Genomic DNA, 14,276 nt, shown 5'->3' with positions numbered 1-14,276 from the left:
CGCAAGCCTAACCGGCGCGACCCCTCCCTTTCCGTTCGTCCACAGGGCGGATCCGTCCGGCCTCGACGGCCCCGGGATCCGCCCTCGATCCGACGGCGGGTGCGGCTGTCTCCGTGGTGGGGCGGGAACGTAGGGTGCACCTATGAGTGGTGCGAACGAGCCGGATCCCGTCCCCATCCCCACCCCCACGGCATCGTCCATACGCAGGGCGTTGGCCCGTGCCCGAGACGGCAAGACCCTGGACGCCACCGAGGTGGAGACCCTCCTGCACGCGCGAGGAGAGGAACTCGACCGCCTCCTCGAATACGCCGGACGGGTCCGCGACGCGGGCCTGGAGGCCTCCGGCCGAGGCGCCGTGATCACCTATAGCCGCAAGGTGTTCGTCCCCCTCACCCGCCTGTGCCGCGATCGTTGCCACTACTGCACCTTCGCCACGGTCCCCGGCCGTCTCGAAGCCCCCTACATGTCCCCGGACGAGGTTCTGGAGATCGCCCGAAAAGGCGCGGAGATGGGCTGCAAGGAGGTCCTCATCACCCTGGGGGACCGCCCCGAGGACCGGTGGAGGCAGGCGGCGGAGTGGCTCGACTCCCGCGGCTACGACGACACCCTGTCCTACGTTCGGGCCATGGCGATCATGGTGCTGGAGGAGACGGGGCTGCTCCCACACCTCAACCCGGGTGTGCTCACCTGGTCCGACCTCCAGCGCCTGAAGTCGGTCTCCCCCTCCATGGGCATGATGCTGGAGACCACCTCGCGCCGACTCTTCAGAGAGAAGGGCCAGGCCCACTACGGCAGCCCCGACAAGGATCCGGCCGTCCGGCTGCGCGCCCTGGAGGACGCCGGCCGTTCCAGCGTGCCCTTCACCACCGGCCTCCTACTGGGCATCGGCGAGACGCTCGCCGACCGGGCCGAGTCGATCTTCGCGATGCGCGGGGTCTCCCGCCGCTACGGCGGCGTTCAGGAGATCATCGTGCAGAACTTCCGCGCCAAACCGGACACCGCGATGATGCACCGTCCCGACGCAGAACGGGAGGAGATGGCCGCCACCATCGCCGTCACCCGTCTGGTCATGGGCCCCAAGGCGCACATCCAGGCCCCGCCCAACCTCATCGGCGCCGAGAACGGCGGAGTGGACGAGTACGCGCTCATGATCCGGGCGGGCATCGACGACTGGGGCGGCGTCTCGCCGCTCACCGCGGATCACGTCAACCCCGAACGTCCCTGGCCGCAGATCGACGATCTGGCCGAACGCACCGCCGCCCAGGGCTTCACACTGCGTGAGCGCCTCACCGTCTACCCCGAGTACATTCGGGCCGGCGAGCCCTGGGTCGACCCGCGTCTGCGCGGACACATCGACGCCCTGGTGGATCCGGCCACCGGTCTGGCCCGCGAGGACGCCGTACCGGTGGGCCGCCCCTGGCAGGAGCCGGAGGCGGTCCTGGTCTCCACCGGCCGCACCGACCTGCACACCGGCATCGACTCCGAGGGACGTACCGAGGATCGGCGCGGCGACTTCGACGCGGTCTACGGGGACTGGGACGAGCTCGCCCCCGGGGTCGACCGCCGCGGAGCGGTGCCCCGACGCGCGGACCCGGAGATCGCCGCGGCCCTGCGCAGCGCCGAACGCGATCCGGCGGGGCTCTCCGACGACGAGGCGCTCGCCCTGCTGCACGCCGACGACGACGCCCTGGAAGCCCTCACCGGCCTGGCCGATCGGGTGCGCCGCGACACCGTCGGCGACGACGTCACCTATGTCGTCACCAGGAACATCAACTTCACCAACGTCTGTTACACCGGCTGCCGTTTCTGCGCCTTCGCGCAGCGGCGCACCGACGCCGACGCCTACACGCTCTCGCTCGACCAGGTCGCCGACCGTGCCGAGGAGGCGTGGAAGGCCGGCGCCACCGAGGTGTGCATGCAGGGCGGCATCCACCCGGACCTGCCCGGTACCGCCTACTTCGACATCGCGGCCGCCGTGCGCGAACGCGTGCCGGACATGCACATCCACGCCTTCAGCCCGATGGAGGTGGTCAACGGCGCTGCCCGCACCGACCTGCCGATCCGCGAGTGGCTGACCCGGGCACGGGAGGCCGGGCTCGATTCCATCCCCGGCACGGCGGCGGAGATCCTCGACGACGAGGTCCGCTGGATCCTCACCAAGGGCAAGCTGCCCGCGCGCGAGTGGATCGAGGTGATCACCACCGCCCACGACCTGGGGATCCCCACCACCTCCACGATGATGTACGGCCACGTGGACTCCCCCCACCACTGGGTCGCCCACCTCAAGCTGCTGCGCTCCCTTCAGGAACGCTCCCTCGAACACAACGGGCGCCCCGGCTTCACCGAGTTCGTCCTGTTGCCGTTCGTGCACACCAGCGCGCCGATCTACCTGGCCGGCCTGGCCCGCACCGGCCCGACGGTCCGGGAGAACCGGGCGGTCCACGCCCTGGCCCGGCTGCTCCTGCACGGTCGGATCGACAACATCCAGGGCTCGTGGGTCAAGTTGGCCGAGGATACGTTCCGACGGCTGCTCGAGGGCGGGGTCAACGACGCGGGCGGCACCCTCATGGAGGAGACCATCAGCCGTATGGCGGGCTCCGGTCAGGGCTCGTACAAGACGATCAGTGACATCAAGGCGCTGGTGGAGCCGACCGGCCGGCCGCTGCGTCAGCGGACCACCACGTATGGTCCGGTCTCCGAGGAGCGTCTGCGCGCGGCGGAGGCCAGCGACGGTGTCGCCCCCGGCATCCTGCGCCCCCGTCTCCCCCTGGTCTGACCGAGGAGGCGCGAAGAAGGGGCGGGACGCCGGGGGATGGCGTCCCGCCCCTCTGGGGAGGCGGCCCCGGGATGGGAGGAGGGGGCCGCGTGGGACCGCGGGTGGGAGTGTGGGTCCCGCGGGTGTTCTCGTCGGTTATCGCAGGGCGGCCGAGACCGTCCGGGCGAAGGCGTAGTCGCTGGTGGCGTCCCAGTTGATGGACCAGGTCATCACGCCGCCGATCTGACCGTAGGGGGTCTCGGGGGAGAAGGAGCCGCAGCCGTTGCCGGTCTGGAGGCAGTCCAGGGCGGAGACGACGCCGCTCGGCGCCATGTATCCGCCGCCCGCGGCGGAGGAGACGGCGGGCAGACCCAGGCCGACCTGGTCGGGGGTCAGGTTCATCTCCAGCTGAATGCACGCGAGGGCGGCGACGAAGTCGGGTGTGCCCTGCTGGTAGACGTTGCCGTCACAACCCAGCATGGAGCCGGAGTTGTAGTACTGCATGTTGATGATGGTGAGGATGTCGGAGATGTTCTCCGCCAGTTTGTAGTACTCGGCGGTGGGGCTCTGGAAGTCGATGGTCTGCGGGGCCATCGTGACGATCAGGTCGGAGCCGGCCTTGCCGCTGAGGTCGTGCAGCGCGTTCGACATGTGCTCGGCGTTGATGCCGTGCTCCAGGTCGATGTCGACGCCGTCGAACCCGTAGTCCTGCATGAGCTCGTAGGTGGTGTCGGCGAAGTTCTGCGCCTGGGTGGGGTTGGTGACGTTCACGTGACCGAGCTCGCCGCCCACGGAGATGATCACCTTGCGGCCCTCGGCCTGGATGGCGGCGATGTCCTCGCGGAATTGGGCGTCGGTGTAACCGGCGAGCTCCGACTCGGCGAGGTTGAAGGTGATACCGCCGTCGAGCCGGGGGTGATTGTCGGCGAAGGCGATCGCCACCAGGTTGTACTCGGAGGGGATCTCGGACAGCGGCATCACGGTGGAGCCGTTGTCGAAGTTGTGCCAGTAGCCGGTGAGCCACTGTTCGGTCTGTTGGGTCTGCGCGGAGTCGGGCGTGTTCTCGACCTGGGCGGGCTCTGCGGCCGCGGCACCGGTGGAGACGAGCGCGGTGGCGACCGCGGCGAGGCCGCCGAGGAGGGCGAGCCGGGTCTTCCGGAAGGTGAGCATCGGGGGGTGCTCCTTTCGTCGAGCGGGGGGACGAAGGGTCCTAGCTCCGTGAGCCGGTAATTGTTAGGAAACTTTAAAGTTGACGACGGGGTGCGTCAACGGAAACGGTAAGGAAAGTTTGCGGTTTTCTTGGGCACCCGGTACCAGGAACGCCTTCCCCGCTGGTCAAAGCCCGTACTGGCCGCTTCCGCCGTCACGGATGTCCATGTCCTGGTTCAGCCTCGTGAACACGTCGTAGTCGATCGTGCCGGAACGGTAGAGGTCCATCAGGGCGTCCCGCCGCGACTGGATGATCTGCTCGTGGATCGCGCGACGGTTCTCGAGGCCCTTCTTGGCCTTGTGCAGTTCCAGCTCCGACTTCTCCTCCTCCGCCTCCAACAGGCTCTTCACCTGTCCGATCCGGATGGAGTAACGCTCGCGCATGGCGTCGGCGGTCCTACCGTCGACGTCGCCCTCGGTGAACAGTTCGTCGACCTTGCGGACCGCGGCGCAGCCCATCTCGTACTCGGCCCGCAGGTACTCCCTCTGCCGGGTCCCCTCGTCGGTCAGGCCCAGTCTGCGCAGCACCCACGGCAGGGTCGTACCCTGGCCGACCAGGGTGCCCATCACCACCACCCCGGCGATGAAGATGAGCGCGCCCCGCTCGGGGAAGGCCTGTCCGTCCAACGTCGTCGGGAGCGACAGGGCGATCGCGAGCGAGATCGCGCCGCGCATACCGCTCCACCCGATCGCGACGCGTTCTCGGAAGGTCGACACCCCCAGCGGCATCTTCGGGACGAATCTCTGGATCGGGACGACGAACAGCATCAGCGTCATGCGCAGCGCCATCGCCGTGGCGGTCACCACCAAGGCCACCAGGAACAGCTGCACGAAGCCGAAGCTCTCGCGGACGGCGAGCACCACCGCGTCCAGTTGCAGGCCCAAGAGGACGAACAGGGTGGCCTCCAAAAGGCCGACCAGGGCGGTCCAGATGGTCCGACCGTTCAACCGGACCCGGGGAGGCAGCAGCCCCTCGCCGTGCGTGCCCAGATAGAAGCCGGCCACGACCGCCGCCAGAACCCCGGAGAACCCGGCCATCTCCGCGGGGATGTAGGCCACGAACGGGGTGACCAGTACCGTCATCAGCTGGAGGGAGGCGTCGCGCATCCGGACACGGGCCCAGGCGACCAGCACGGCGATCAGGGCCCCATAGGCCAGCCCGCCCACCACGACCTTGCCCAGTTCCAGAAGGGCGTCTCCCGGGGTGAGCGGATGGGCCATCGCGGTCAAGGCCAGGCTGAACAGGGTCAGGGCCACGCCGTCGTTGATGAGGGACTCGCCCTCCAGGATGGTGAGCACGCGGCGCGGGGTGCCGGCGCGTTTGAGGATCGCCGAGGCGGCGACGGCGTCGGTCGGGGCGATGGCCGCGCCCAGGGCGATGGCGGCCGGCCACCCGGCGTCGGGGAGCAACAGGTGGATGACGGACGCCAGCCCCAGGGCGGTGAGCAGGGTGACCCCCACCGACATCACGATGATGGGGCGCATCAGGTCGCGCATGTCCTTGGGAGAGGAGAAGAACGCCGCGTTGTAGATCAGCGGGGGCAGGAAGACCAGAAGGATGATCTCCGGGCTGACCGACAGGGAGTGCATCCACGGGATCACTCCGAGGAGCATCCCCACCATCACCAGGACCACCGATCCGGGCACGCGGATACGTCCGGAGATCAACTGCCCCACGATGACCGCGATCACCACGACCAGCGCGGCGATCACATACTCCTCGACGTTCACCCGGCCCCTCCCGTCGGTCGACCGCACCAGCATGCCGCTCGGCGGGACCACTCGACGTGAGGACGCGCCGCCCGTGCCCGGTGGGCCGGTACGGCGCGTCGTCCGTGTTCACACGGGGTGGGAGCCTCAGCGCACCACGACGAAGTCCTCCGGATCACGGGGCGGACGGTCCTTGGGCGGTTCGGCCGCGTACCCCACGGCCACGGCCCCCATCGGACGCCACTCCTCCGGGACCTCCAGCACCTCGCGGACCACGTCCGCGCAGAACATCGTGGAGGAGATCCAGGCCGACCCGAGACCCTCCATGGCCAGGCCCACCAGCAGGTTCTGTACCCCGGCGCCCATGGCGACCAGGAACATGGACCGCTCGGCGTCGGCACGACGCTCGTCCGGATACGGGTGGGCCCCGTCGGCGACCAGGAAGGGCACCACCAGATAGGGGGCCCGACGCAGGACGTCGCCCCTCCGGGTCCGTCGTGCGATCTGTTCCTCGGTGAAACCGTCCCCGCGCAGGTCCTCCACCCAGGCCCGGAGCATCGCGTCCAACAGACGTTCGCGGGTCTCGGGCGACTCCACCAGGACGAACCGCCACGGAGTGGTGTGATGCGGGGCCGGCGCGGTGATCGCCGAGGCGACCGCGCGACGTACCAGGGCCGGGTCGACCGGACGGTCGGAGAAGGAGCGCACGGTCCGTCGGGCCGGGACCACGTCACGCGACCCGTAACGGAACATGTCCTCGTCGGCGGGCCGCACGAGCTCGGCCGCCCCGGGGCCGTCCTCCTCGGTCACCAGATCGCCCAGGCCGGATATCACGGCCACCGGTATCGCGGAGGTCTTGCCCTTGACCAGCTCACCGGCGCCCGCCACCTCGTCGGCGATCGCGTTGATCGTCGCCTCCATGAGGTTGCCGTGGGCGTCGGTCGTGCCGCGCAGGTCCTGGAGCGCGCGCAGCCCGGCCGCCCCGATGGCCACGTCCGTCTGCCCCTCTCGCCAGGGGCGTCCGAAGGTGTCGGAGATCACCACGCCCACGCGCACGCCCAGACGGTCGAGGATTCCGGCCCGCAGGGTCCGCGCGGAGACGTCGGAGTCCTCGGGCAACAGCAGAACGGTGCCCGGCTCGACGTTGGAGGCGTCCACTCCCGCCGCCGCCATCACCAACCCCTGCCGGGTCTGCACGATCCGTGTGCGCCCCATGCGGGCGACGACCCGCTCGGTCTCGGCGTCGATGGCCTCCTCGCGGTCCATCCGGACCGAACGTCCCTCGGCCTTGGAGACGATCTTGGAGGTGACGACGAGCACGTCCCCGTCGACGAGGGGCCGGCCGGAACCGGCCACGGCCTCGGCCACCAGTTCCGCGAGATCGTCGCCCGAACGGACCTCCGGGATGCCGAGAAGACCGCGTATCCGCAGTTCGACGCTCATCGGCCCCCGTCCCCGCGCAGCTCCAGCGCCAGGTCCAGAGCGGCACGGGCGATCGCCTCGGTGGATTCGGGGTCGCTCATGTACAGCGGACGGGAACGGACCTCGATGCCCTCGACCTCGGTGCCGGCGTCCGCCTCGTCGACCAGCCAACCGTCCAGTAGATCCGAGCCCAGGTGTGCGGCGACGGCGCCCGCGGAGGTCTCCACACCGATCGCGGTCAGGCAGGCGTCGGCCATCCCGCGGACGGGCGCGCCGCCGATGATGGGAGAGACGCCCACCACGGTCTTGTCGACCAGGGCGTCGCGGATCCCGGGAACGTTGAGGATGGAGCCCACGCTCACCACCGGGTTGGACGGGGGGAGGAGGACGAGGTCGGCCTCCTTCACGGCCTTGATCACGCCGGGGGCGGGGCGGGAGTCCTCCGCGCCCACGCTGATGATCCGCTCGGCGGGCAGAGCGGCGCGGTGCTCGATCCACCATTCCTGGAAGTGGACGGCCCGTCGTCCCCGCTCGTCCTCGATGACCACGTGCGTCTCGACCTGGTCGTCGGTCATCGGGAGGAGGCGCACGCCGGGGCGCCAGCGGTCGCACAGCGCCTCGGTGATCGCGGAGAGGGGGTAGCCCGCGGCGATCATCTGGGCACGTACGATATGCGTGGCGGTGTCCCGATCGCCCAGACCGAACCAGGTGGGTTTCATCCCGTAGGCGGCGAGCTCCTCCTTGACCGTGAAGGTCTCGTCGGCCCTGCCCCAGCCCTGCTCCTCGTTGATCCCACCCCCCAGGGTGTACATCACGGTGTCCAGGTCGGGGCAGATCCGGAGACCGAAGAGGGTGATGTCGTCACCGGTGTTGCCGATGACGGTGATCTGGTGGTCTGTGGCCTGGCCGGGGCCGGTCGACGCGTCCGTTCCGAGTGCGGCCTTGAGGCCGCGGAGGAAACGCGCGCCGCCGATACCGCCGGCCGGTACGACTATCCGCATGCGCCCAAGTCTGGCAGGCTGGTGTCGTGTATGGGTCGTCTGCCCCGTGGTGGGCGCGATCCTTCGTGTCCGATCCGGTACCGAAGGTCGGTGAACCTTCGGGCCTCGGCCGCCATCCCACCCCATCGGCTCCGCGTTCGGTGTCCCCAGTGTCCGCCCGTGCCCGGCCGAGCCGATTCACCCGACAGTCCGACGATATGCCAAGCTTCCTCCGACGCGACGGCGAAGCAGCAGAGGGGAACCTCTCTTGAACAACGAAACACTGGAACGCCTACGCCTCCCCGGGGCCTGGGTCCTGCTGGGAGCGGCGGGCGTCACGATGCTCTCGGGCCTCATCAGGCTCATCATCGAGGCGAGCGAGATCGGCGGAAGCTTCGCCCGGTCCATGAACTGGGCCGGAGACTCCTTCTATGGTCTCACGGTCACGCTGCTTCTGGTAGCCGCGGTGGTCCTGGTCTTCACCAGTGAGCGGGCCCGTCAGTCCGCCTTCCCCGTGGTCCTGACCACGATGATCCTGGCCGGTGTCGGTCTGCTCTTCTGCCTGATCGGGCTGATCAGCGGGTTCATCGAGGTCGACAACGGCGGTCTCGCCTTCGCCGGCTTCCTGTCCAGGGCGGCTCAGGGCGCGGTGCTCGGCTTCTTCGGGTTCTACCTGATCAAGATCTTCAACGACCCGACCGTGGTTCCGCGGGCGCAGCCGCAGCAGGCGCAGTACGGGCAGCAGTTCCCGTCCCCGACGGGCACGCAGCAGCCGTTCGCCCAGCCCGGCTACCCGGCCCAGGCAGACGCCTCCCAGCAGGTCTACGGTCAGCAGTACGGACAGGACGCCCAGCAGGCCGTCTACGGCCAGGAGTCCGTGTACGGCCAGGACGCCGCCGCTCAGCAGCAGGCCTATGGCCAGGACGCCGCTCAGCAGGCGTACGGGACCGACGCCCAGCAGCAGGCCTACGGCCAGGAGGCGGCCTACGGTCAGGACGCCGCGGCTCAGCAGCAGGCGTACGGTACCGACGCCCAGCAGGGCTACGGTCAGCAGTACGGCCAGGAGGCCGCTCAGCAGCAGTACGGTACGGGCGCTCAGCAGGCCTATGGTCAGGACGCCGCGGCTCAGCAGCAGGCCTACGGCACCGGAGCCCAGCAGAGCTACGGAAGCGGCGCCCAGCAGGCGTACGGTACCGACGCCCAGCAGGGCTACGGTCAGCAGTACGGCCAGGAGGCCGCTCAGCAGCAGTACGGTACGGGCGCTCAGCAGGCCTATGGTCAGGACGCCGCGGCTCAGCAGCAGGCGTACGGTACCGGGGCTCAGCAGGCCTATGGTCAGCAGTACGGCACCGGTGCCCAGCAGGCCGCCTACGGTCAGGACTCCGCTCAGCAGCAGGCCTACGGCGCCGACGCCTACGGTCAGCAGTACACGGCCGATGCCTCCCAGCAGGCCTATGGTCAGCAGTACGGCCAGGGGGCCGCTCAGCAGAACGAGTACGGTCAGGCCTACGACCCCTCCCAGTACGCCCCGCAGCAGCCCTACGACGCTCAGGGCGGCGCGGACCAGCAGGCGCAGGAAGCCATCCAGAACGGGTGGTACCAGGACCAGTCGCAGCAGCAGGCCGGTCAGGAGAACCCCGCCGCCCCAGGAGTTGAACCATTCTTTAACTCCAATGAGAACACTGGTGGGCAGACGTCGGACCAGAGTGGTGGGACGTACGGAAGCCAGTACGGTTCCGGCGCCGGCTACGGCTCTGACCAGCAGGGACAGGGCGGGTCCGACAATCAGCAGAACTGGTACGGCAACGACGGCCGACGCTGACCCGCCTCGGTTCGCCCCGCACTCGCGCGCCTTGGAAGGTACGTGAATTGCGTGGTAATCCACAGAACGGACATCGCGGGCCTGCCGTTGGCGGTTCGTTACATGATATTCAGTGGATTACCACGTAGGGCGCTTGACTCTTGGTGATGCGCCCGCGTGTAATTCCAATGTGGGATTTCCACCTGACCTGGGGGATGAAAAGGGTCGGGGACATCTATTGGGGGGCTACAGGAGGTGCGCATGAGCGAGGTCATCCCGCTGGCGCACGGCTCGGATGAAGATCTGGGCTGGCAGGAACGTGCCCTGTGCGCGCAGACGGACCCGGAGGCGTTCTTCCCCGAGAAGGGCGGCTCGACCCGGGAGGCCAAGAAGGTCTGTCAGTCGTGCGAGGTACGGGCGGAGTGCCTGGAATACGCGCTGGAGCATGACGAACGCTTCGGTATCTGGGGGGGACTCTCCGAACGCGAGCGCCGAAGGCTGAAGAAAGCCGCCGGGGGAGATTTCGATTTCCTGGCGGACATGCTCTAGGGGCGAGTGTCGCGATGCGCGTCCGGGTGATGAGCCCGGGCGCGCTTTTTCATGTTCGGCGGCGATCACGTGACTTCGGAGGGATTGGTCACTCCACCCCCGGAGCGGTGAATGCTCCGATATGGTCGGCTCGGTCCCCCCGGCCCGAATAGCCCCGCAATGGCGCGGGTGGCGTATCGTGAGGTCCCGCGTTCGCGCTCGCGAACCGTGTCCGGCGCGCATACGCTCTCACCGGTCGTTCCCCCCGGCCGCGCCGCACCCCGGCCCCGTAGACGAGGGCCGGCCCCTTCTCCCGGAGAGAACCCGCCACCGCCGTGCTTGACCTGGATTCCGCCCGCCACGTCGTCACCGCGGTCATCGTGTCCCACGACGGCGCACGTTGGCTGCCGGAGACCCTGTCCGCGCTGCGCTCCCAGTCCCACCCCGTCCAACGCGTCGTGGCCGCGGACACCGGAAGCGCCGATGGCAGCCCCGACCTCTTGGCGGAGTACCTGCCCGCCGACGCGATCATCGACCTGCCCGCCGATACCGGCTACGGCGACGCGATCCGCGCGGCCCTCGAACTCCCCCGCTCCAGCACCGAGGTTCGGGGCTTCGACGACGACGCCACCGAGTGGATCTGGCTGATCCACGACGACCTGACCCCGGAACAGGACACCCTCGAACGGCTGCTGGAAGCGGCCGACCAGGACCCGCGCTCCGCCGTGCTGGGGCCCAAGCTCCGCGACTGGTTCGACCGTCGTCTCCTGGTGGAGGCCGGCGTCACCATCGACGGGGCCGGTCGCCGCGAGACCGGTCTGGAACAGCGTGAGTTCGACCATGGTCAGCACGACGGCACCCGCCAGGTGCTGGCCGTCTCCAGCGCGGGCATGCTGATCCGTCGCGACGTGTGGGAACGCCTCGGGGGGTTCGACCCGGCGCTGCCCCTCTTCCGCGACGACATCGACTTCTGCTGGCGCGTGGGCGGTGCCGGTCTCCGGGTCCGCCTGGTCACCGAGGCCGTCGCCTACCACGCGGAGGCCTCGGCCCGCCGTCGGCGCAGGATCACCGCCACCCGTAACCACCCGCGTCGGGTGGACCGCCGGCACGCGGTGTTCGTCCTGCTCGCCAACCTGCCGGTGGGCGGCATGGTGTTCGCCCTGTTGCGCAACTCGGTGGGGTCCCTGCTGCGCGTGATCATGTACCTGCTGATCAAGCAGCCGGCCAACGCCCTGGACGAGGCGGCCGCGATCACCCTGGTCTACGGGAGGCCCTTCCGGTTGGCCCGGGCCCGGTTCCGGCGTCGCCGCGACCGCAGACGCACCTACAGCGCGATCCGCCCCTTCCTGGCCCGGGGCGTGGCCATGCGGCAGTTCGCCGACGCCGTCACGGGGCTGCTCACCGGGGAGCCCGTCGGAGACACCGCCGGCCGACACCAGGCGGTCACCGTGGCCCCGAGCGAGGACGACGGAGTGGTCGACGACTCCACCTCGTTCTTCCGGCGCGTGATCCTCCGCCCCGGGGTGCTGCTGGTCATCGGTCTGACCGTGGTCACGATCATCGCCGAGCGCTCTCTGTTCTTCGGCACCCTGCTCGCCGGGGGCGCGCTTCCACCGGTCGCGGGCAACGCGTTCGACCTGTGGCACCTGTACCTGTCCGCCCATCCCGACAGCGGGGTGGGAGCCGATGGTCCGGTGCCGCCCTACGTGGGTCTGATCGCTCTGCTGTCCACCCTGACCCTGGGCCAACCGTGGCTCGCGGTGATGGTGATCCTGCTGGGCTGTGTCCCCCTGGCCGGGTCGACCGCCTACCTGCTCGCCCGCGAGGTCCTGCGCTATCGCCCGGCCCGACTGTGGATGGCCGGCGCCTACGCGCTGATGCCCATGGCCACCGGGGCCGTCGCCCAGGGACGCCTGGGCACCGCGCTCGTCCACGCCCTGCTGCCGGTGCTCGGCCTGCTCCTGGTCCGGCTGTTGTCGATGCCGCCCAAGAGTTCGCGAAGAGCCGCCTGGGGGCTGGGGCTGGTCCTGACGGTGGCCACCGCCTTCGTGCCGCTCGTGTGGCTGTTGTGCCTGGTCACCGGGGTTCTGGTCGCGGCCGCCTTCGGCCACCTGGGACGTCGCGTCTACGTCAGTATCGCGATCGCCCTGGCCGTGCCGATCGTGCTGCTCATGCCGTGGACCCTGGAACTGCTGCTGCACCCCGGACTATGGCTGTTGGAGGCCGGGCTGCACCGGCCCGAACTGTCCGATCCGGGGGCCACCCCGGGCGAACTGCTCCTGCTCTCCCCGGGCGGTCCCGGCACCCCGCCCTTCTGGGTGACGTCCGGCTTCATCGCCGCCGCCCTGTGCTCCCTGCTGCTGCTCCGCAACCGGATGCTCGTCGCGGCGGGATGGTCTCTGGCCCTGTTCGGGCTGCTCATCGCCATCGTGACCAGCCGGATCGTGATCGAGCCCTACTACGGGGGACCGCCCGCCCAGGTCTGGCCCGGGGTCGCGCTGGCCTTCTCCGCCACCGCCGTACTCCTGACCGCCGCCACGGCGGCCCGCGCCTTCGGCGACATGATCAAGTGGGGGAGCGCGCGCGAGACGACCACCGGAGGGCGGTGGAGGCGGGGGCTCGAACGTTGCTTCGCCGTGGGCGTGGCGACCTTGGCCCTGGCCACGCCCCTCTCCGCCGCCGGAATGTGGATGTGGGAGGGCGTCGACGGCCCGCTCACCGCGAACGCCGCGCCCACCGTCCCGGGCGCTCTGGAGAGCGTCAGCTCCGACGGGACACGTCCGCGCACGCTCGTCGTCACCCCGCGAGAGGACGGGAGCGTCGACTACGTGGTGGTGCGCGGACGCGAGCCGCGTCTGGGCGAGGAGCGCGTCATGCCGCCGCCCGATACCCGCGTCGCCATGGACCGGGCCGTCTCCGAACTGGCCGCCGGTCGGGGCGGGGACCCGCTGGTGACCCTTCTCGACCACGGCGTCCAGTACGTGCTCTACCCCCGCCCCGAACTGGGTGCGCCCTCCGACGCCACCATGGTCGACACCCTCGATGGGACCCCCGGTCTGGGACGACAGTCGCTGTCGGACCACTACGGCCTCTGGCGGATCGCGGAGCCCACCGGGGAACTGCGCGTGGTCTCCGAGGACGGGACCACGGCCGAGGCCCTCGTGGTCGACGGGAGCGCCGACGAGTTCACCGCCACGCTGGAGCCGGGGCACACCGGTCGGCTCCTGGCCCTGGCCGAACCCGCCGGAGCCGATTGGCGGGCCACCCTCGACGGGGTCGCGCTGTCCCCGGTCGACACCGGTAACGGCACCCAGGCCTGGGAGCTGCCGGTCGACGGCGGAGAGCTGTTGATCAGGCACTCCGATCCGGTGCACACCGCCTGGGTGATCACCCAGGGTCTCCTTCTCCTCGTCGTGTCCGTGCTCGCCGCTCCGGGAGTGCGCACCGAGGAGGAACGCCGGCTCATCGAGGCCACACCGATGCCCCGCCCCCGCCGCCCTCGCAGGGCGGGGCCCGCACAGCGCCGAGGACGTCGGGGGCGTGGCGGAGGCGCACGGTCCTCGACCGAGGCCCCCTCCACGGGCGGCGTCGCGGCGCCGGAGGAGCCCGTGCCGGAGAACGACTCCGTACCGGGGGACGAGGACACCGGGACGAAGGACCGTGGAGCGGACGAAGGGAGCGCCCGACCCGCCGCGGAACGGTCGGCGGACGAGCCGACCACCACCGGTTCCATCCCCGCGGTACGCGGCCGACGTCGCGCCGAACGAGGGGGCCGGAAGGCCGGTAGGCGCAGGGCGACGGGCCGACGCCGCGCCGGTTCCCCGCGCGAACCGGAGCGGCCGGAGAACGACGACACGAGGGAGGGGTAGGC

The 14,276-nt window shown here is 70.1% G+C and carries 8 protein-coding genes; 4 read left to right on the top strand and 4 right to left on the bottom strand.

Annotated elements, in window-relative coordinates; translation table 11 throughout:
• Nucleotides 1–142 precede the first annotated feature (142 nt).
• Complete coding sequence (locus TR33_RS11480) at nt 143–2,776, top strand: bifunctional FO biosynthesis protein CofGH (protein ID WP_017533504.1); 2,634 nt, start codon at nt 143–145, stop codon at nt 2,774–2,776.
• 135 nt (nt 2,777–2,911) lie between these two features.
• On the opposite strand, the gene TR33_RS11475 is transcribed toward TR33_RS11480, so the two are convergent.
• The 4 genes from TR33_RS11475 to cofD form a co-directional block, all read right to left on the bottom strand.
• Complete coding sequence (locus TR33_RS11475; protein ID WP_017533505.1) at nt 2,912–3,925, bottom strand: chitinase; 1,014 nt, start codon at nt 3,923–3,925, stop codon at nt 2,912–2,914.
• Between the two features lie 165 nt (nt 3,926–4,090).
• Nucleotides 4,091–5,695 carry a Na+/H+ antiporter gene (locus TR33_RS11470; RefSeq protein ID WP_017533506.1) on the bottom strand — a complete coding sequence of 535 codons (1,605 nt, stop codon included), beginning with the start codon at nt 5,693–5,695 and terminating at the stop codon, nt 4,091–4,093.
• A gap of 126 nt (nt 5,696–5,821) precedes the next feature.
• Entirely contained in the window at nt 5,822–7,117 is a 1,296-nt protein-coding gene (locus TR33_RS11465) for a coenzyme F420-0:L-glutamate ligase (RefSeq protein WP_042283081.1), read from the bottom strand.
• The gene (cofD, locus tag TR33_RS11460; protein ID WP_042283078.1) at nt 7,114–8,097 is read right to left on the bottom strand and encodes a 2-phospho-L-lactate transferase; all 984 of its coding nucleotides are present in this window, start codon (nt 8,095–8,097) and stop codon (nt 7,114–7,116) included. Before cofD ends, TR33_RS11465 begins: the two co-directional genes overlap by 4 nt.
• Nucleotides 8,098–8,344: 247 nt before the next feature.
• Between cofD and TR33_RS11455 the strand changes: the two genes are divergently transcribed.
• The 3 genes from TR33_RS11455 (at nt 8,345) to TR33_RS11445 (ending at nt 14,274) form a co-directional block, all read left to right on the top strand.
• Nucleotides 8,345–9,898, top strand: a complete 1,554-nt coding sequence (locus TR33_RS11455) for a hypothetical protein (RefSeq protein WP_042283077.1) — start codon at nt 8,345–8,347, stop codon at nt 9,896–9,898.
• A 240-nt stretch (nt 9,899–10,138) separates the two neighbouring features.
• Nucleotides 10,139–10,426, top strand: coding sequence for a WhiB family transcriptional regulator (locus TR33_RS11450; protein ID WP_014908913.1), 288 nt, complete (start codon nt 10,139–10,141; stop codon nt 10,424–10,426).
• Between the two features lie 314 nt (nt 10,427–10,740).
• Nucleotides 10,741–14,274, top strand: coding sequence for a glycosyltransferase family 2 protein (locus TR33_RS11445; protein WP_042283074.1), 3,534 nt, complete (start codon nt 10,741–10,743; stop codon nt 14,272–14,274).
• Nucleotides 14,275–14,276: the final 2 nt, after the last annotated feature.

This window comes from Nocardiopsis alba, from assembly GCF_000710955.1.
GTDB classification, from domain to species: Bacteria; Actinomycetota; Actinomycetes; order Streptosporangiales; family Streptosporangiaceae; genus Nocardiopsis; species Nocardiopsis alba.
Note: the sequence above shows the minus strand (reverse complement) of the source record. Positions and strands in the feature narration are given on the sequence as shown.

Coding starts and splice junctions, on each gene's coding strand:
- TR33_RS11480 (WP_017533504.1), top strand. CDS start 143: ATGAGTGGTGCGAACGAGCCGGATCCCGTCCCCATCCCCACCCCCACG.
- TR33_RS11475 (WP_017533505.1), bottom strand. CDS start 3,925: ATGCTCACCTTCCGGAAGACCCGGCTCGCCCTCCTCGGCGGCCTCGCC.
- TR33_RS11465 (WP_042283081.1), bottom strand. CDS start 7,117: ATGAGCGTCGAACTGCGGATACGCGGTCTTCTCGGCATCCCGGAGGTC.
- cofD (WP_042283078.1), bottom strand. CDS start 8,097: ATGCGGATAGTCGTACCGGCCGGCGGTATCGGCGGCGCGCGTTTCCTC.
- TR33_RS11450 (WP_014908913.1), top strand. CDS start 10,139: ATGAGCGAGGTCATCCCGCTGGCGCACGGCTCGGATGAAGATCTGGGC.